At 55.7% G+C, this 19488-nt stretch carries 11 protein-coding genes; 4 read left to right on the top strand and 7 right to left on the bottom strand.

Annotation, left to right across the window (positions count from 1 at the left end):
• Window position 1: 1 nt before the first annotated feature.
• From SPL01S_RS13190 to SPL01S_RS13180, 3 genes are all read right to left on the bottom strand, one after another.
• Window positions 2–3949 (bottom strand): polyketide synthase family protein, encoded by a 3948-nt coding sequence (locus tag SPL01S_RS13190; protein WP_232246950.1) that lies wholly within the window; start codon window positions 3947–3949, stop codon window positions 2–4.
• A gap of 82 nt (window positions 3950–4031) precedes the next feature.
• Window positions 4032–10793 (bottom strand): type I polyketide synthase, encoded by a 6762-nt coding sequence (locus SPL01S_RS13185; protein WP_063200552.1) that lies wholly within the window; start codon window positions 10791–10793, stop codon window positions 4032–4034.
• 136 nt (window positions 10794–10929) lie between these two features.
• Entirely contained in the window at window positions 10930–11925 is a 996-nt protein-coding gene (locus SPL01S_RS13180) for a DUF6347 domain-containing protein (protein WP_063200404.1), read from the bottom strand.
• A 648-nt stretch (window positions 11926–12573) separates the two neighbouring features.
• Between SPL01S_RS13180 and SPL01S_RS13175 the strand changes: the two genes are divergently transcribed.
• The 4 genes from SPL01S_RS13175 to SPL01S_RS13160 all read left to right on the top strand — a co-directional run bounded on the left by SPL01S_RS13175 (window position 12574) and on the right by SPL01S_RS13160 (window position 16145).
• Window positions 12574–13701: an ABC transporter permease gene (locus SPL01S_RS13175; protein ID WP_062868675.1), complete on the top strand. Its 1128-nt coding sequence runs from the start codon at window positions 12574–12576 to the stop codon at window positions 13699–13701.
• Window positions 13702–13709: 8 nt separating this feature from the next.
• Window positions 13710–14429: an ABC transporter ATP-binding protein gene (locus SPL01S_RS13170; protein WP_063200401.1), complete on the top strand. Its 720-nt coding sequence runs from the start codon at window positions 13710–13712 to the stop codon at window positions 14427–14429.
• On the top strand, window positions 14426–15346 hold the full coding sequence (locus SPL01S_RS13165) for an efflux RND transporter periplasmic adaptor subunit (RefSeq protein WP_062868677.1): 921 nt from the start codon (window positions 14426–14428) through the stop codon (window positions 15344–15346). Before SPL01S_RS13170 ends, SPL01S_RS13165 begins: the two co-directional genes overlap by 4 nt.
• A 70-nt stretch (window positions 15347–15416) precedes the next feature.
• Window positions 15417–16145 carry a 4'-phosphopantetheinyl transferase family protein gene (locus SPL01S_RS13160; RefSeq protein WP_063200398.1) on the top strand — a complete coding sequence of 243 codons (729 nt, stop codon included), beginning with the start codon at window positions 15417–15419 and terminating at the stop codon, window positions 16143–16145.
• 69 nt (window positions 16146–16214) lie between these two features.
• On the opposite strand, the gene SPL01S_RS13155 is transcribed toward SPL01S_RS13160, so the two are convergent.
• From SPL01S_RS13155 to SPL01S_RS13140, 4 genes are read right to left on the bottom strand one after another with little or no spacing between them, the layout of a single operon-like run.
• Complete coding sequence (locus SPL01S_RS13155; RefSeq protein WP_063200395.1) at window positions 16215–16868, bottom strand: GNAT family N-acetyltransferase; 654 nt, start codon at window positions 16866–16868, stop codon at window positions 16215–16217.
• 47 nt (window positions 16869–16915) lie between these two features.
• Window positions 16916–18289: a pyridoxal phosphate-dependent decarboxylase family protein gene (locus SPL01S_RS13150; protein ID WP_063200392.1), complete on the bottom strand. Its 1374-nt coding sequence runs from the start codon at window positions 18287–18289 to the stop codon at window positions 16916–16918.
• A gap of 17 nt (window positions 18290–18306) precedes the next feature.
• Complete coding sequence (locus tag SPL01S_RS13145) at window positions 18307–18819, bottom strand: 3-methyl-L-tyrosine peroxygenase-related protein (protein WP_063200389.1); 513 nt, start codon at window positions 18817–18819, stop codon at window positions 18307–18309.
• Window positions 18816–19175 (bottom strand): hypothetical protein, encoded by a 360-nt coding sequence (locus tag SPL01S_RS13140; protein ID WP_232245973.1) that lies wholly within the window; start codon window positions 19173–19175, stop codon window positions 18816–18818. The genes SPL01S_RS13145 and SPL01S_RS13140 overlap by 4 nt, the downstream gene beginning before the upstream one ends.
• Window positions 19176–19488: the final 313 nt, after the last annotated feature.

The following is a 19488-nucleotide window of genomic DNA, read 5'->3' as shown; positions in this document are numbered from 1 at the left end:
TTCAGGCCGAGGTAATAAGGAAGAATTTCACCAGTTGTTCACACCCCTCCACAAGGAAGGTGCCCGGCATCACCGGGTCATTCTTGAAGTGAGCGCGGAACACCCAGTGATCGGGATCGATATCCACTTCGCCCATCGCCTCACCCAGCCCCCAGGCACCGCCGCAAGGATCGATCGATGTGACCCGGTTCAGCATGCGTGCATCGGGTGCGCACAGCGTGCCGGCCGCGTGCCCCGCGTAGTGCGGGCCAAAACAGGTGGCGACGTCCCCACGGATCAAAGCATCCAGCGCAGCGTCATCAAATTCGCGGCGCTCGCAACGCAACAGCGGCGTAAAAGGTCGTGCCTGCGCGGCGCGCGCGAAATAGCCGGTGGTATCAATCTGCCGCGCGTTGGCGATTTCGCGCTTGCCGAAGAAGCCCGAGTTGGCGACCAGCTTAAACACCAGCCGATCGCCGACGTAGCAGAAGTATTCATAAGCAATCAGCGCCACGCCGCCGGCCCTGACAAAGGAGGTGATATTTACCCGCCCGCGCAACATTTCGCCCGCACGCGGCATTTCGCTGTAGACCGTGGTCTGGCTGTCGACCGCCCGGTAGCAAAGCTGCCCTTTGAACAGGTGATCGCAACCGATAACGGTGAAGGCGACAATCATGGCATGCGAGGATTCCAGCGCGACGAAGGGAGGCGTTTTGCCGTCGACCAGGAACCAGGCGTCCGGCGCAATATCGTATTCCCATTCGATAAAGCAGGGTTCCAGCCGATCCTTTTTCGCGCTCAGGGCGGTAATGCGGGAGACAAACAGGTAGGGCGGCGACGGCATTCGGGTACGTACCGGATACTGATCCACCCCCGCGTAGTCTTGCCCCAGAACGTTGCTCACCAGCCCATCCGTCAGCTCGATCACCTGCTGCTCATTAAACAGCGGCTCGGCGACCGGGCCTTGCCCCGCCAGCAGTTGGCGGATCAGATGATAGTAATTTTGCTGAACATGCAGGTAATGCAGATGCGTCTGCGCATGACGCGTCAGATGGTGCAGGGCCATGTTGTTCGCCAGGCTATTCCCGGCCGGCGTCTGCCTCGGGCTGCTCGGCGCAAAACGCGCCAGCGTATCCGCATTGACGATGAACTCGCCCAGCGGCTTCTCCCGCCCGGTATAGACGGTGACCGTCAACCCGCCTCTCGCTGCGGAGTTCGCCGCGGCCGGCTGCGCGCGAGGCCCGCTCAGCGGCTCGCGTAATAACAGATGGCTACAGGCGCGATCGATGCCGATATGGTTGACCGCCGCGCGACGCAAAGCGCCCCTCGGCGGTGCCCATTCCTGCGTCTGCTGCGGCAGTCTAAAGCGTCCGTCTGCCTGCTTCGCCAACGAGGAGTGCTGATTGAACGCAGGCACCGCGGGCAGATAGCGCTGCGACAACTGCAACGCGCATTTCACGATCCCCAGCAACCCCGCAGCGGCAGCGAGATGGCCATAGTGCGCCTTCAGCGTTCCCACCGTCACGGGCGCCTGCCGTTCCGGCGTGGCATAGACGCCGGCCAGTGCGGCCAGTTCCGTTTCCATCTCCCCCGGGCGTGCTCCGGAATAGAGTTCGAGATAGTCGACATCCGCCGCGCTACAGCCAGCGGCCTGCAATGCGCGACTGGCGCTATCGGCAATCCCCTGGCGGCTGGCGGTGTAAGCCAGCGTCGGGCTCAACTCGTGCCCAACGGCCAGCCCGTCGATAACGGCGTAAATCGGCGTTCCTGCCTGCTGCGCATCCTGCTCGCGGCGCACGACCACCACACTGCCGCCATCGCCCGGCGTCTGGTTCGCCTGCACGGATTGATGATCCCACAGCACATTCTCCAGCGCGCCGCCAAAGCTGCAACTGGCGATCAGCACGCCCTCGACCTCGTGGCGCGCCAGCAGGAACTGCGCCAGTTCAATGGCCTTAAACGCGGCGTTTTCTTCGCTGTAAAGGGAGAACGCCGGTCCGTTCAGGTGCAAATGGGCAGCCAGCCGGCTGGCGACCACATTACCGATGCCACCGGTGATACCTTCGGGGTAAGGCGCAGGGAACAGGCTGTCCTTCACGACATTCTGCAATGCCTGAAGATCCTCTTCGCTCAACGCAATGCCCTGGCTGCGCAGACTCTGTTCCAGCTGCCAGCTAATCTCGTTACGCGCCTGATAACGCAAACAGCTGTAATCCACCCCGCCTGCGACAATCACGGCCAGATTACGGCGCGTGCCATCCAGGGCATAACCCGCGTCGAGAAAAGCGCGTTCCGCCACCGGCAGAAGAAACAGATGCGAAAGCAGATGAGGGCCGACCACATTTGGCGGCAGCCGGAAGCGTTTACAGTCAAATTCAAACGTCTCGATCCAGGCCCCCTGCGGGATCTGTTCGATACCGCGCGTGGCCAGCAGATCCTGCTGGCGCTCTACGCCCAACCAGCGCGTAGCGGGCAGTGGGCGCTGATGTTGCCTGCCCTCGCGGAAGGTGCGATCGAGACTTAGCGTATCCTCGGTATCGGCGGCGTGTACGCCGATACCGACCAGCGCCAGCGGCTCTGCTTTTAATGGCTCTGTGGCTTGCGGCAGCGCCGCACGCAGCGCAGGGTGATCCTCGCTCAGCACCAGATGGGCGTTGACGCCGCCGAAACCGAAGGCGTTGATGCCGGCGCGTTTTTGCCGATCGCGCTGCGGCCAGGGGCGGGCCTCGCGGACCACATCCTCCAGGCCGAGTTGGCCGGCAGGCGTGTTAACCAGTTGCTGCACGCCAGGCGTAGGCGGAATGAGATTGTGCTGCATGGCGAGGATCACTTTGAACAGGCTGCCCATGCCGGAGGCCGTAAGCATATGGCCGTTGATCCCTTTGTTGGCGCCAAGCAGAGGGCGCGTCGGCGCCTGCGCGAAGAAGGCTTCCATGGCCGCCAGCTCGATCTGATCGCCCACCGGCGTGCCCGTGGCATGGCACTCCAGATAATCGATATCCGGCTCGGCCTTGCCATAGGCGCGTGTCAGCGCCAGCTGCTGTCCGTTGCTGTCGGGCACCAGCATATGGCGGCTGCCTGCATCGTTGGAGAGACCGACCGCCTCGATAACGCCGTAAATTTTATCGTTGTCGCGAATGGCGTCAGCGTAGCGTTTCATGGCGATCACGCCTGCGCCCTCTCCCGCCTTCAAGCCTTCCGACGTGCGGTCAAAGGGGATCGACTGCCCTTTCTGCGGAAACGCCTGCAACACATTGAAACCGTGATCGATATAGATGTGGTCGGCATGGCACACCGCCCCCGCCAACATCATGTCGGCTTTGCCGCTGGCAAGGTAATCACTGGCCATTTTGATGGCGTAGAACGCAGAAGAGCAGGCCGCATCCAACGCGTAGCTCGGCCCCTGCAACCCCAGCGCCTGGGCGGCGACGGTGGCATTATGGCCACCCGTGATAAGATTCAAGTCGGACAGCGTCTCTTCAGGCCAGACGCGGTCGAAGGCAAAATCGTCCCGACCAAGCAACTGACGCAGATAGGGAGTCAGCATCTGGTGATAAAAACGGCTCATCAGCCGCTTGCCGCTGTGCGTCGGCATGCCGATGTTGCCAATAAGCAGGCCGGTTTTTGCCAGCGTCTGCGGCTGCCCGCGATAGCCGCTATCGTTTAACGCCTGCGCTGCGGCGTGCAGGGTCCACTTGAACAAGTTATCCAGCGTCTCCAGCTCTTGCGCCGGTAGCGCGTAGCCGGAGGTATCAAAGTGAAAATCGCGGATGTGCCCATTGCGGTTATAGCCGATTTTATCCGCCGTTCCCGCCACCGGATGGTAATAAACCGCAGGGTCGATGCCGGTTTCCGCAGCGGAAAGCGGCGAGGCGCAGTCCCGGCACTGAATCAAATTCTCCCAGTATTTCTGCGTGGAATCCGCCCCCGGAAACAGGCAGCCCAACCCCACGATCGCAATATTTTCCATTACCAGCCACTCCTGAACATAAGCCTGTTGCCGGGCGCTTAACCGCGCCCGGATGAACATCGTCAGCGGTTAAGCGCGCCGTTTAGCGGTGCTCTTTTTTTTCCAGCGCTGCGTCGGCGCAGGTAAACAGCGACCGAAGCGTGGTGGAGACGGTGAATTTCACTTTTTCAAACCGGCTATAAACGTTGCCCAGTTTGTCGTGCAAAGTGATATCCGCCAGCAGCAGGGTTGCCGTCTGACTGGTAATGCGCATGGAGGCGTAGAATGTCTGGTCAAAATCCAGCGGCGAATATTGCTCGATAGCCCCTATCGCCGCAGGCAGCCCCGCCTTGTCCGATTGCTGCATCAACCACAGCAGCGGCAGTTGAAGACCGACATCGTTAATAAACAGGTTGAAGGAGTTGGCCGGGAACTGCCCTTGCTCCCGGGCCGCCAGCGACGGTAAGCGACATTTGAGGATCAGGCTCTGCTCATCGATGTGCACCACCTGCTGAATGCCGCGGAAAGCGTTACCGTGAAACAGCTGCGCGCCCTGCGTCATATCGCCATAAAACGGTACCGCCAGCGGGATCGCGACGTCGAGATCCCCGTGCAATTCTGCAAACTGCGCTTCTCTTCCCTGTAGGGCGAGCAACAGCGTGGCCTGATAGTGCTTCATCTCCTGCTGGCTGCTGATGATCAGATCGACTGCCAGATGATCGTCGTCAGGCCTGTCGCCGGCATGAGGCGTCATGCTCACGCGATAACGTTCCGCTTCGCTGCCGTCGAACACGATGCCTTTCAGGACGGTAAAGTGGCTGACCCGTCGCAATTGATAGCCTGGGAACCGCTCTTCACAGACGCGCGTCATCCACGCGATGGCTGCGGTGGCAGGCAACACGGGGTTATCGTTGATCACATGATGTTGCAAAAACGGATTGTTCTGCGGCTGGAGCAGGCGCGTGGCTTCGTACCCTTCCGCGAGCGCCGTCAAACGTCGTTTCGCACGATAGTTGTCTCCGCCGATGATGACCTGAGGGTGCGCCGCGTCCGTAAACTCGCGCACAAACAATTCAGTGCCGGTCTCCAGCGGAATGATCACCATGTTATGGGTATCGTAGGCGCGCTTCAGCGTATCGTTCACCATACCGCCGTCCCACGGGCCCCAATTGATGGCGCGCACTGTCGGTTGCCCCTCCGCCTGCAGCGGCAGCCATGCAAACTTGTTCAGCGTCTCGTTGGCCATCGCGTAATCCGTTTGGCCGGCGTTGCCAAAGAAACCTGACACGGAAGAGAACAGCATCACGTGCCTTAACCCGGTGATATCCAGCGCGCGGCAGAGGTTTTCCAGCCCTCGAACCTTCACGTCAAACACGGAACGTAAATCACCCAGCGTTTTTTTCTCAATGCGCTTGTCGGCCAGGTTGCCCGCACCGTGGATAATGCCGGTGATGGGACCGACAACCTGCTGCGCCTCGTTCAGTACCGCCGCAACCTGTTGCGCATCGGTAATATCGCAGTGGCGATAAATCGCCTCTCCGCCAGCCTGAGCAATCTGGTGCAGAGTGGCGTTGATTTCGTCGCTATGCAGCAAGCCGCTCAGCATGGCGTCGATTTTTACCGGCGTTGGTTGCACGCCTTCAGATTGCAGTTGGGCTATCGCCGCTGCCTTGCGTTCCGCTACCGTGGCTGTGCCCTGCGCCCACGCCGGCAACGGTGCATCGATGTCGGTGCGGCCAAGCAAGATAAAATGAGCCTGGCTGCGCTGCGCCAATTCAATCACGCATTTTGCGGTTATCCCGCGTGCGCCGCCGGTGACCACCAGCACATCCCGCTCGCTAACGTCGGGCGGCGTCTCTTCGTTCGCCGTCGGCGCTGCGCTCAAAGCCAGCGTCATCCGTTCGCCTTGAGCACTGCACCCGACCTCCGCCAGATCGCGGCGCGCATCCTGGAGTTCCTCCAGCAGAATGCTCACCGCCTCGCCGTTTTTCAGCCCGGCGTCGATATCAAGCGTGCGGCAAAATGCCGTTTTCCATTCAATATTCAGCGATTTGGTCAGCCCGCTAATGCCCGCCGGGAGCATGGCGGAGAGACCGCCTGCCCTTGAAAGGGACAGCTGACCGTCACCGCGAGTGACCACAAAGAACCAGCCTGGGTGCTGTTCACCGCGGTTCAGGCTCTCCTGCAGCCGCTTCGCCAACAGGAAGGCGGTTTCCAGCGAACGGTAGCCATTGGCGCTGAAAACGTCGGTAACCTTTTTCACTTTTTCGCGCGTGGCCTGCAGCCAGATCACGCCATCTAACGCGCCGCGAGCCTGCTCAATTTCCGTGATGGCGGTATCCAGCGTCGCCTCATTCGGATGAGCGAGGCTGTAGACGTGTTGCGTTTTCCCCTGCTTTTTATTTTTGGCGGCGGCCGAATGCAGCGCCAGCACCGAGACCGTTTGTCCCCGTTGCGTCAGCTGTTTCGTTACGTCATCGATGAACGTTTTTCCTTCATCGACAATCAGCCAGTGACGTTTAACGGCAAAAGTCTGCGTATCGCAATCCGGCGTCGGCAGGGGTTGCGAAGTCACGCTAAAACGTTGTGTATGCGGCTTTACGCTTACTGTTTCTTCTGTTGCAGACTGAACCGCAGGCGCCACATACTGCTGCGATTCAGTTGAAGACTTTTTTGCCGATTCAACCTCTGCGACGTCTACCGTAGAGGTGACAAAGCCGAGCGTGCGCAGTTTGGCGTCGCCACCGATATCTTCGGAAGCGCGCAACGCATCCGCAGGCAACTCCGCTTCGCTTTCGCGCTGATTATCTTCAGTAAAGAAGTCTTTAGAGGACGCGCTATCCGGCGTTTCACCCCCTTCATCCAGGCCCTGCTTGCGACGGATATCGGCAATGATTTCATCAATCATCTCTTTGAAGAACAACGACATTTTGTGGACATTGCTCAGCGCCTCGATGTCGAACGTCTCCAGGTCCTTATTTTTCGACGCGTCGTGGTAGATGCCGGCATCGGCGGAGAAGGCGTCAAACATGGCACCGAAAATTTCCAGGCGCTTGATGGAGTCAATGCCGAGATCGGCTTCCAGATCCATGTTCGCGTCTATCATGTCCTGCGGATAGCCGGTGCGATCGCTGACAATGGTGACCAACCGCGCCGTGATTTCGGCCTCCGTGATGCTGGCAAAGCGGGAAAGCTGCGCTTCAACGTCCGGCGACATTGGGCTGGCGGTCGGTTTCGCCGCCTGCGGTGCAGGCGCTGACGGAGCTGGGGCTGACGGTGCCTTGGCTACGGCAGGCATTTCAGGGACGGAAGGACGCGGTGCCGAGAGGCTGACCGGCGCCGCGACAGGATGAACAGGCGCTGCGACAGGCGACACGGACACTACGGCGGCCTGAGGGTAAGCCTGCACCGGCGTGTTCAGCGCGCGAGGCGCAACAGGCATCGGCGCCTGGCCCGGCTGGAACAGACTTTGTTGAGTCGAGAAATAGCGCTCATGGTTGCTGTGATACAACTCCAGATTTTTATCCAGCAGTTGCACGCTTTGCCCAAGGCTGGCAAGGATCGTCGGTAAGTTGTGGTGATCGCGGAAGTTTTCCAGCAGCGCGTACTGCTTATTCAGCAGCGAGTCCAGTAGCTGAATATACTCTTTTTGATTGGTCTGGAACTGCTGATGCAGTTGGCTCATCACCTGCTGAGCCTGCAGAACCCCATTCAACGGGGTGTTATCGTTACTTTCAACTCGCTGATTAATCTGTTCCATAGCTTGATCTCGCTTGTGAAGGGCTTCCGACGTGTTGGATTTGGTGGATTGAAACAGGGGTGACACCACCGCGGCAGGCAGGGGCGCTACGGCAGGCTGCGCTTTCGCCGCTGCGGTCACGGGGGCTGCGGGCACGGGGGCCGCGGGCAGCGCTGCACCCTGTCGCGCACGGATGAAGCTCTCGACCACTTCGGTATCACCTTCACGCAGCGCATGCTGCCGCCGACGCTGGTTTTTTTCTGACAGGTAAAAGCCGCCGTTCAGACGGCAACTCAAACGTCCGGTAAGATCACCCTGCTCTGGAGCCGGGCGCACGTAGCGATCCAGGGCGTTCAGCTTGACCCCCTCGGCCAATAACCGAGCCTGGGCACGGGCCAACTGAAGGCGATCGTCTCCCGAATCGCCGGTATTCAGTGAGATCAGCGTGTGCTCACGCCCTTTCAGGATGTCTGCCACCAGTTTTCCCAGCACCCCTTTCGGCCCGATTTCAACAAACAGCCGTCCGCCGCGCTGATAAAGGGCTTCAATGGTTTCCCGGAAACGAACCGGCATGATCATCTGCTGGGCCAGGGTTTCCGCGTATGTTGCGGTGTCGGCAGGCCAGGGTGCCGCAGATGCGCTTGAGAAAGCGGTGCAGTGCGTAGTGTCGAAGCGGATGGATGACAGACTTTCCAGGAATGGCGCGCAGGCAGCCTGCAGGAAGGGCGTATGGAACGCGGCGGAAACCGGTAAAATACGGCACTGAACATCGCCGGCTTTCAGTTCGTCGTACAGCGCGTGGATGCGCGCCGTGGCGCCGCCCAAGACCACCTGGGCCGGTGAGTTGTCGTTAGCCAGCACGATATCGGGGTAGCGCACCAGCAGCTTTTCACATGCCTCAACCGTCAGGGCGGCAGCCAACATGGCACCGCCGTCGCCCTCGTTTTGTGCGACGGCCGAAGCTGCCGCCATACCGCGAGCCAGTGAGGCGCGATAAAAGTCCGCATCGCAAAGCGCGCCCGCCGCCCATAGCGCGGTCACTTCGCCGTAGCTATGGCCCGCGACGAAATCGGGCGTAAAGCCGTTGGATTTCAAAATAGCGTAATAACCCGCGCTAACCGCACCAATGGCAGGCTGCGCGTTGGCGGTATCCGTTAAACGCTCCCGCTGCGCTGTGCGTTCGGCATCCGAAAATGCGGGGGTCGGATAAACAATGTCTGACAAGCCATGACCGCGCACATCAGCGGCAAATTTATCCAAGGTTTCCAGCGCCTGGCGCATCTCTGGATAATCGATGGCGACTTCACGTCCCATGTTGACATACTGCGATCCCTGCCCCGGGAAAAGCGCCACGACTTTGCCGCCCAGATCCTTCCCTTTCGGCTGGAAATAGATGCCTTGCGGGTGCTCCCAGCCCTTGTCCTGGTTATTTCGCAGCTGTTTTACGGCGGTTTGCAACAGTTGCCCGGCATGCTCGGCCGAGGTAGCGACCAGCAACAAGCGTGCCTGATGCGCTTCCAGCGTGTTGATGTCCTGGGCGGCAAGATGCTGCCGCAAAGCCCGTGCGGCCGAGCCGCTACTGAAGCTCTCCAGCGCCGTTTCACAACGCTGCAAAAGCTGGTCGGCATTATCGCCGCTGAACAGCAGGGTGTAGGTCGACTCGTTCAACCGGTAAGCGCCGTGCGCATCCTGTTCGTACTCTTCGAGAATGGCGTGGAAATTAGTGCCGCCAAAACCAAAGGCGCTTAACGCTGCGCGACGCGGTGAATCGTCAAGTGGACGCAGCCAGGGCCGCGTCTCGCTGTTGAGATAAAACGGGCTATCTTCAACGCTCAGCGCTTCCATCGGCTGCTGGACGTTAATGGAAGGCGGCAGCACTTTGTGGTGTAACGCCAGCGCCACTTTAATCATCGAGGCCGCGCCCGCCGCGCAACGGGTGTGCCCGATCTGAGATTTTACGCTGCCGACGGCAATCGAATGCGCCGGCAGACGATACTCGTCAAATACCGCGCGCAGGCTCTTGAGTTCGGTGCCATCGCCAGATGCCGTGCCCGTGCCATGCGCCTCAATCAGTTGAATATCGCCAGGCAGGATACCCGCGCTGGCGTAGGCGCGCTTAAGCGCTTTGATTTGCCCCTCGTAGCGTGGAGCGAAAATACTTTTTGCCCGGCCATCGCTGGAGGCTTCAAGAGATTTGATTACCGCATAGATGCGATCGCCAGCCAGTTCGGCATCTTCAAGCCGCTTCAACACAAGCAGCCCAACGCCATCGCCGAGCATGATGCCGTCTGAGTCACGATCAAACGGACGTGAACGATTGCTTTTTGAAAGCGCGGGCGTTTTGCTGAAGCAAAGAAACGAGAAGGCCGAGTTTTCAAGATTAACGCCACCGGTTAATACCGCATCGCAGCTGCCGGAATTCAGCTCGCCTATCGCCGCCTTGATCGCCGCCAGGCTGCTGGCGCAGGCGGCGTCAACCATGTATGACGTGCCGCCAAGATCAAAATAGCTGGCGATGCGTCCACAGGCGACATTCCCCAGAAAACCGGGAAAACTGTCTTCGTTCCACTCCAGGTAGAGTTCATGCGCACGGGCGATCACATCGTCGGCCACTTCCGTGGAAAGGCCGGATTTGATCATGATTTCGCGCAGATAAGGAGCCTGCTGACGCGCCGCCAGCGAGAACGAGGTATTGCCGTTGCCTCCTCCCCCCAGAATGACGCCGATACGGTCGCGATCGACCTGAGCGTCTTTTTTATCCGCCAGCCCTGCATCCTGCATCACCTGCCTTGCCATATAGAGCGAGAAAAGTTGGGCGGTGCTGATGGAGTCCATAATGGCCGGCGGGATCTTAAATGCGACAGGATCAAATTCAATCGCGGGAACGAAACCCGCTTTATAGCCGTAGGTTTTATCCGCAGCCGTCGCATCAGGATCGTAGAAATCCTCTTTCCGCCAATATGCAGCGTCGGACATTGAACTGATATCCGTTAGCGAATCACATTTATTGGTAATATTTTCCCAGAATTCATGCAGGTTAGATGCATCAGGAAAATGACTGGCCATGCCGACAATAGCAATATCGCCATGTGTTTTCTGACCATGCGTTAGATATGTCTCTGACATATATTCCTCGCGATTCAGATGAATGGACCCCATGTCCCGCCCATAATTTTCTTACGGGCACAGTACAATCACTGCCATTATTGGCAGCGTAATAAGCGCTGTTTTATTTCAATAAAGTGAATGAAGCTTTACGTTATTATTTCTTGAGTTCCTGCGTTAACAAACTGGTCCTTGCTCTTAGCAATCCCCCCAGCGCACCTACGATAGCGCTAAGCGCCGCGACCAGTGCGTCAATCAGCGTCACCTGCAGCGGCGTAAAAGATGCCCAGGAAAAAAAGCGACTAATGATGAAAATCGCGACGATAATGCAGCCACTCCATGCATGGATCAGAAAATACATCGTTCCTTCATCCAGAGTGTCATCGTCGTCGAAACGTAATAAATGGGCTCTAATATCGATGGTTGCCTGTTTTTGCGTGATATAGGCGATCCACAGGGCAATAATATAAGCGGTTCCGCCGCAGCTGAAGGCCATTTCTGCAACGTCAATATAGGCGGGAGCCTGTTCGCTTCTCGGTGAAAAATATCCCCACGACAGCAGGCCGGCAATGATTGCCGCGATCACGGCCCAGGGAAGAAAATAATTAAAGACCATAAATCTGTCGCTGGCTTCTTTGCTGGCCTCCTGCTGCGGCATGGCCAGCCGCCCGACATACCAGTCGATAATCCGATCGCCGACGATACGCAGGGTGAGGCAACACGCCGCGATAACCACCAGGCAGACCGCACCCAGCACCCAGCCCGTTAACGTTTTTCCTTCGGGTGAAAACGCTTGTAGCAACCAATAAAGCGGTGGCACGGTAATCAGCGCCAGCAGTATCGCGCAGCCGGCGATTCGCCCCCAGAGCGTTTCCCCCCAGCCCGCAGGCGATATGTCTTCAGACGTTCGGCGATGAACAGCATAATCTTCTGTTGCGTACCCTTTGAGGAGATCATAAACAACCTCACCCGAGATGGAAATAATCGCCACCAGCGGGAACAAGGCTAGGAAAATTCCTACAGAAGTAAATCCCCCCGACGGATTAACGTAAAAAAAAATACCGCCGATTATTAGACAATCCAGTGCACTGCGAATGGCGACATTCATGAAAGCCGCCCCAGACAACCTGTTATACGTAGAAATGTGCGTCATAACGAACCCAGTCCCGCCATATATAGCCAAACAAAGAAGTGTTACAAACAAGTTAAATAATGCATATGAATTATGTGGGGAATAATATCACATCAAATTTATGAAATAACGGTATACATGCCTAAAGCTTATATTTCAACTTAACCGATAGTCTGCGTAATCTTAGAAACCAAAAAAGAATATCAACTTAAAAATTAATCACTTAGCTTGATTTAACCTGACCAGATTGTTACATAAATCTGCATTTATTCTTTTTTTTAGAATTTACAACCCAATAAAAATAGAAAAACAGAATTTTACACCTTATCAACTTAACCATTAAAATCAAATAGATAGTGCATTTTATTGACCAACTTCAAAAATAAGACATTAGGTTCATTAAATATTCATAAAAAGGCCTTTACATAAACAAATCGCAAGTGCTATAGTCCGAGCGCTGTATTTTTTATTATCAACGCAGGCAGAAATATGGCCTGCCATTGGGCATTACGGAGAAAATTATAGCCAATTAATTAATTAAAAATAATTAGAAGGGGAATTAATTCATTCATGCGTTAACCGAAAGACGCGCTACGCCGCCTGTCCGGTTAATGACATCACCCCATTGTTATGACACAGGCCCATTATCTGGTAAGGAATAGCCGCCCTATGTTTTCATTAGCCCGAGCTATTTTGATTTACGAGTGGCGACGGTTTTTACCGGCCGTGCTAGCCGTGGCTTTTGCAGGATTACTGGTGCTGATTCAGTTTGGATTACTGCTCGGCATGTTCAGCGCCGTCAGCGTTTATATCGATCGTTCCTCTGCCGATTTATGGGTTGGGTTTCCCGGTACGCAAAGTGTCGATCAGCCGCGCTCCATTCCTGAAAAAGTTGAAAATCAATTGCGCATGGATCCCGACGTCATCGACGTCGAACGTTATACCTGGACGCTGGCTGACTGGAAACGACCGACCGGCGGTCGCATCTCCGCCACCCTGATAGGCATCAATCCAAAAGCAGAATCCATGACATTTTCGCGCCTGCTGAACCCCCAACTCAGACAGCTGTTGCGGGTGCCCGGCAATCTGCTGGTTGATGAAAGCGATCTCGACAAGCTGGGCGTGAAAGTGGGCGACTATACCGAACTGCAAGGCAAGCGGGTACATGTGGCCGGGACGGTCAGAGGGATGCGCTCCATGGGCGGCGCCAACGTCATCTCTTCACTCACCACCGCACGCACCATCGATAAGAGCCTGCTCAATAACGACGTCGACTACTTCCTGGTGAAAATAAAAGACCCGACGCAGGCTGAGGCGGTACGCGATCGGCTCCAGCCGCACGGTTCGTTTCGCCATTACCAAATCTGGACCACCGAGGAATTTTCCATTCAATCGGTCGCGTACTGGCTGTTTGAATCAGGCGCGGGCGGGGGATTCCTGTTCTCCTCCGTGCTTGGCTTTATCGTAGGCGTAGTGATCACCAGCCAGACGCTGATGGCGGCTATTGTTTCCGCACTGCGCGAATACGCCACGCTTCGCGCGCTCGGGGTATCGTCCGCATCCCTGCGCGCCGTAGTGCTGGAACAATCTTTCTGGATTGGCGTGGTGGGATTGTGCATTGCCGCACTGGTCAGCGTGCTTATCGCCGCCGGGGCTGAGCTGTTTTATGTCACCTTTACCATTCCGTTGGTTGCCGCTGCCGGCATTCTGCTGTTGGTGATGATCATTACGCTGCTCTCCGGGCTTTCTGCCCTGCGCGCGCTTAATCGTGCCGAACCCTTTACGTTACTACGCTGAGAAATACGATGAAAAAAACTGCCACAATTCTGGCCGAGCAGATTTCCCACGGCTTCACCGTGGGGAAAATCGTACAGCCGGTGATCAGAAATGTTGACCTCAGCATTTTCAATGGGGAGCTGACCCTGATTATCGGGCCATCAGGCTCCGGAAAAAGTACGCTGCTGGCGATTCTTTCGGGGCTGCTGCGCCCAGATAGCGGTCGCGTACAGGTTAATGACGCAACGCTGACGACCATGTCGCGCCATGAGCTGGAATATTTTCGGCTGATGAACTGCGGCTTCGTGTTTCAGGGCTTTAACCTGTTCGCTGCGATGACCGCGCTGGATAATGTCATCCTGCCGCTGGTCTACGGCGCGAAAGTCCCGAAAAAAGAAGCCACCCGGCGGGCAAGCGAGGCGCTGGACATCGTTGGCCTGAGCCAGCGCAAAACCCTGCGTCCAACCGAGCTTTCCGGGGGAGAAAAGCAACGCGTGGCGATTGCGCGCGCGTTGGTAAAAGATCCGCCTTTTCTTTTTGCCGACGAACCCACCAGCGCGCTTGATAAGCACAACGGGCAGACGGTGGTGGACCTGCTGCACAATATCGCCCGCGAAAAAGGCTACACCGTGCTTGCCGTATCCCACGACAGCCGCCTGATCGATCATGCCGACCGGGTAATTACCATCGAAGATGGACACATAACCGACGACACTCGTCCTATTCCTGAGAGATCGTGCACCCTATGAAAAACGTCCTGCGTCTCTGCTTACTGGCAATGTCTCTGGCTCTGAGCTTGAGTGGCTGCGATGACACCCCTCTCGCCGCTGCCGCCACCGCCACGCCCTCCCCTTGGGCCGCCGTGGCTAAAGGCTATATCAGCATCGAAGGCGGCTTAATCAGTATCGATGCCCCCCGCCCCGGCATTATCAAAGAGATTCTGGTAGAAGAAGGCGCGGTGGTAAAAAAAGGCCAACTGCTGGCGCGCATCGAAGATAACGAAGCGCTTGATGCACTAAACATCAAGATCAAACAACAAATCGAGGCAGTGCGCGATCTGGAGTGGGCACAGCAGAAGCTGATAATAGCGACACGGGAGTTCAACCGCTTGGCAAAGCTGAATACCACGGTGATTTCCGAGCAGCAGCATGACAACGCAGCGGATCAGATGGCACTGCAACAGCGCGAGCTGGCGATGAAGAAAGCCACGCTGGAAACGGCAAACGCGGGGGTCAAAGCCGCTGAGCTGGAAGTGGAAAAATATCTGGTCGTTGCGCCGGCGGATGGCCGCATTGTCAAACGCGACGCCAAACCGGGCGAAGGCGCGTCCACGCTGAATGTGACCCGGCTGTTTATGCTGGCCCCCAATGCACCACGCATCGTACGCGCCGAGCTGGAGGACGTTTTCGTTAACGCCGTTCAGCCTGGACAGCATGCGGAGGTCACTCTGGAGAATAACGATAAGCGCATCTATAAAGCGCAGGTCTTGCGCCTGAGCGAAGTGTTTGGCGCCCGACAACCCACGGACGACCCCAATGTGAATCAGGATACGCGGGTTATTGAATGCGTACTGACCCTGGATGCGCCGCAGATTCGTATCGGGCAGCGCGTACTGGTGCGTATTTTGCCGGCGGATAAACCCGACGCGACGGCACGCGAGGGGTAACCTGATGGGGTGCCAGGCGCCGAAGGGCATCGGTTGCGATGTCCGCCTATAAACGTATTACGCTGGGCATATGTTTACTTTTGAAACGGCGTTTATCGCCTCCGCTTTTATACGCCAACAGAGCACGGGCTTTGTCACCGATGTTCCCGCCGTTACGGCATGTCTTGTGGAATTTGATGGCTGCGGTTACCACAATGCGCTGTTTGCCCAACTGTCGATCCCCTTGCCGGGCGTGCTGAGTTCGGCGGTGGCGAAACGGCGGGCCGACTATCTTTCCGGGCGTTATGCCGCGCGTCAGCTGTTGATGAATGCCGGCTGCCGCGATGCCGTTGCTGTCGGCCCCGATCGTGCGCCGGTCTGGCCAGCCGGCTGGTGCGGCAGTATTTCGCATACCGGCAAATGGGCCATCGCGGTGCTTTCTCCTCAGCGTTATCGCGTCAATCCGGGCGTTGATATTGAGCGGCTCCAGCCGGAAGTTATGCGAGAAATCGCGACGACTTTTACCACGCCAGATGAACGTGCGCTGCTGGCCAAGAGCCCGCTTCCCTACGAAACCGCGCTGCTGATCACTTTTTCCGCCAAGGAAAGTTTATTTAAAGCACTTTTCCCGCAGGTTCAGCATATGTTTGGTTTCGAAGCCGCTTGGCTATGTGAACTTAATCCGCAACAGAACGCGTTTACTTTACAACTGACCCGGAGGCTGGCCCCCAGGCTGCCCGCAGGATATCGCGTCAGAGGCCGTTACTTAGTCCGCGACAGCGAAGTCATCACCCTGATTTTGGCGCCAGCGGCGCACTGATCGGCCGTCGGCGATCCACGCATCGTTTCCGCCATCTGCCCGACAATCATCCACAGCCCTGGAAAAGGGCTATCGTACTACCAGGGGATATCGGCATAACACGCACAGCTCGCTGTCTTCAGCCAATGAAAAAGGAAAAACACCGTCTTTTTGATATTTCGTATAATGAAGGGTATTCAATTTCTTCACAGTCACGTCGCTTTCCAGAAAAGCGAGGTTATACGGGCTGGTCACCTCCGAAATACCAAATCTAAATCCCTTTTCAATGGCCGACAAACTCGCCGCCCGATAAAGGCTTCGCAAAATCCCTTGCCGCTGAAATGCCGGCAACACTGCGGTCATCCAGCAATGCAGCTGCGGTTTACTTTCGTTTTCCTCGTCAGAGTGTTGAAACTCATAAAGCGACTCAAGAAAAGCGAAGATGGTATTCAACTTTTGGCTTTCATAATCGCCGGGGATAAAGTCATTATGAAAATCCGTCAATATCCTTACCCCCACCAACCGGGATGAGGTTTTTTCTATTGCCACCCAAGACAGCTGGGTTTTTATCGCGTGATGAACCAAATCCGTTACGAAAGGCGTCAACTCGTCTGACGATATGCCTATCGCCTTCCCCAGCGGTTCCTGAGCGCTAAATACCGTACACAGACATGCAATAGTCTGTTCGGTGTGAGTCTCATCCAACACGCTATAAGCAAAACGCGCCTGAAGATCTGCTGTCATACATTGAACTCCCGTAAGGTTTTTAATAGGGTTTCCCAACTGATGATTTATGCTTTTTCCGCCGGTGTCCTGACTGCCTCATTCATCGCCACCCGCAGGTGCGTTTTAATCTGCGGCAACCAGGCAATATGCGCCGGCTTCATCAAACATACCCGTAAACACAACACCGACTCCGCATCCCAAAATGCGCTGTCCGGCGCGATTTTATCCCGCAGCAATTTTTTAGGGACGCGTGCCAATGCCAGATGGAGATTCATTTCAGCGGCCTTGTCAAACACCCTTTGCGACAGTGCTGAACTGGCCTGGGCACTGGCGCCAGCCACAAACCACAGCACAATATCCAGCGCGGGTTCCAAAACCGTCACGCAGTCCGCTTCTTCCTCCAACCACTGGAACAGTGACATGGCGGCGTCCCTGGAACATTGAAGCGCAGCAGCAAAGGTGCCGCCCGCCACCAAAGGCAGCAGTTTTTGGGTGGCCCAAAGCGCGCCGGCCGATGCGCCTGCCCGTGAGCATTCCAAACTGATCTCCCCTAAATGCAATTCATCCGAACTGAAATAGGTGTACGGCGAATCGTGCTTGTAATGTATTCCTACCCCTGGGTCCTTAAACAAGACACAGCCGCATCCATAGGGCTGCATGCCATGTTTATGCGGATCGACAACGATAGAATCCGCTTGCGCCATGGCCTCAAACGCACTCCGACTCGCCACCGACAGCCCCTCGCACAGAGAAAAATAGCCTCCATAGGCGGCATCGACGTGAATTCTGAAGTGATACTTTCTTTTTAGCGCGAGAATGGCATCCAGGGGATCAAGCGTTCCTGCGGCGGTGGTGCCTAATGTCACGACCAGGGTACCTATATTGCCTTGTTGCAACCTCGCTTCCAGCTCGACGATATCCATCCGCCCGGCGGCATCGCAGGGGATCTTTTCAAACCCCATGCCCAACACCTGACTAATACGCTCATGGGTGTAATGCGCCAGTTCTGAAGCGGCCACCGTCGTCCCTGGACGCAGCATTTTCGCAATCCAGAGCGCTTCCAGATTGGCAAAAGTCCCGCCACTGGTCAGATGGCCAAGATGCTCGGACCAGCCAAACATGCGGGCTATTTCGGCAACCGCTTCCTTTTCCATCGCCGAGGTGGCTCTTCCACCATCAAGTGCATGATTATTAGGGTTGATATACAGGCATAAGGAATAAGCGAGACGCGCAATGGGATGAGGGGGTTTCAGCATTTGCCCCAAATAAAAGGGGTGAAAATAGGGGTAATTATCGGCCATTCTTGAAGATAGCTCACTCAATACCGCCTCCATCGGCGCCAAGGCTTCATTTTCCTTATACTCAGGCAACAGGGAGAAACTCGCCTCCAGGGCGGAAAGCTGTCTGGCCAATAGGGCCAATTCCTCTTGATTAAACATGGTTTCCTTACCCCCGATCATTTAGGTTGAATAAAAGACAAACGTTTAATTTTAAACTCAGTGAGCACTTCAGCCGCAGGGTGTAAATTTGCGCTTCTCAGGCTATTTTGGTTTTCCACAAAGCGCTCGCAGACAAAAATGTGGGCATCGTAGGCTTGCTGTACCGAGGCAACAAAATCATCGTATTCCTCACCAAAAAAATCCCGCATTCGTTCTTTATTCTTTTTTATGCGTGCCATGACTTTAATTAAATAAGCATGATCCATACTCCCCAACCCGCTGAACCTCTCGGGCATAGAGGGCCGGATAATGCTTTCATACTTTCCTTTCTGAAAGTCAGCGCTGTATTTCATTGCCAGTGCCGACATTCTCATCATATTGGCCGCATTTCTCAGTGAGAGAATACCCTCATGCCTGTTACCCTGCAGGAAATACGCTTCAACATTATGCAATGCCAACAAGGCCGCCTGAATAAAAAGGGTGAAAATCTTATGCCCAACCTTCCAACGGGTTAACTCTGGACTCTTCATATCCGCTCCCTGACATGCTGTTGTGAAGCACTGAGGTAATCAACGCCAATTAACAGTGCTTCATGTATTCCTTGCAATAATCTTTCTTGCTCATCAATCCGCAGTGCCGTTTCAGACACCTTTATTTCCTCACTAAAAAGCAATGCACAATGAATGCCTGATGAAATATAAACGTCTAACGGCCGATCCGAGGTTCGTGTTATACCGAAGTAATCATCAAAAATACTGAAGACTTCATTACTGACCTTTTCCGCCCTCGCCACCTCGTGATTTAAAAACTTCAATATCTGTCGGCACGCAGGTTCCATATTTACCAGAAAGTTTCCCTCAATGCCCTCGAGCGCCGTGAGCAACAATCTGACATCATCCTTTAATAATATACTGTGTCTGTTGGATATTAATACACTTGGAATTGATAGCATACTTAGCGTCTCACCAATAAAATCACTCGGTAAGTTATAGGTGACGTATTATAAACTCGCCAGAGCGCCATTAAAAAAATCATCAAGCCAGAGGTGTCAGTAACGTTAATGATAAAAATACCCAGGGATAATTTCAGCGTTAATTATAAGCGTCTCATTAAATGCCGCCCTTTTTATAATAACGTGCCATTAACCCCAGAGACCTTTACCGGTTCACATACCCATTTTCTTCATCCGCGAAAGCAAA

This window comes from Serratia plymuthica NBRC 102599 (assembly GCF_001590925.1).
GTDB classification, from domain to species: domain Bacteria; phylum Pseudomonadota; class Gammaproteobacteria; order Enterobacterales; family Enterobacteriaceae; genus Serratia; species Serratia plymuthica.
This window is presented reverse-complemented; position numbering and strand designations above follow the sequence as displayed.

Bases quoted from the DNA above. Each gene is read 5' to 3' on its own strand.
- SPL01S_RS13145 (WP_063200389.1), bottom strand. From the start codon at position 18,819: ATGAAGAGTCCAGAGTTAACCCGTTGGAAGGTTGGGCATAAGATTTTC.
- SPL01S_RS13190 (WP_232246950.1), bottom strand. From the start codon at position 3,949: ATGGAAAATATTGCGATCGTGGGGTTGGGCTGCCTGTTTCCGGGGGCG.
- SPL01S_RS13150 (WP_063200392.1), bottom strand. From the start codon at position 18,289: ATGTTTAATCAAGAGGAATTGGCCCTATTGGCCAGACAGCTTTCCGCC.
- SPL01S_RS13165 (WP_062868677.1), top strand. From the start codon at position 14,426: ATGAAAAACGTCCTGCGTCTCTGCTTACTGGCAATGTCTCTGGCTCTG.
- SPL01S_RS13160 (WP_063200398.1), top strand. From the start codon at position 15,417: ATGTTTACTTTTGAAACGGCGTTTATCGCCTCCGCTTTTATACGCCAA.
- SPL01S_RS13170 (WP_063200401.1), top strand. From the start codon at position 13,710: ATGAAAAAAACTGCCACAATTCTGGCCGAGCAGATTTCCCACGGCTTC.
- SPL01S_RS13175 (WP_062868675.1), top strand. From the start codon at position 12,574: ATGTTTTCATTAGCCCGAGCTATTTTGATTTACGAGTGGCGACGGTTT.
- SPL01S_RS13155 (WP_063200395.1), bottom strand. From the start codon at position 16,868: ATGACAGCAGATCTTCAGGCGCGTTTTGCTTATAGCGTGTTGGATGAG.
- SPL01S_RS13180 (WP_063200404.1), bottom strand. From the start codon at position 11,925: ATGACGCACATTTCTACGTATAACAGGTTGTCTGGGGCGGCTTTCATG.
- SPL01S_RS13185 (WP_063200552.1), bottom strand. From the start codon at position 10,793: ATGTCAGAGACATATCTAACGCATGGTCAGAAAACACATGGCGATATT.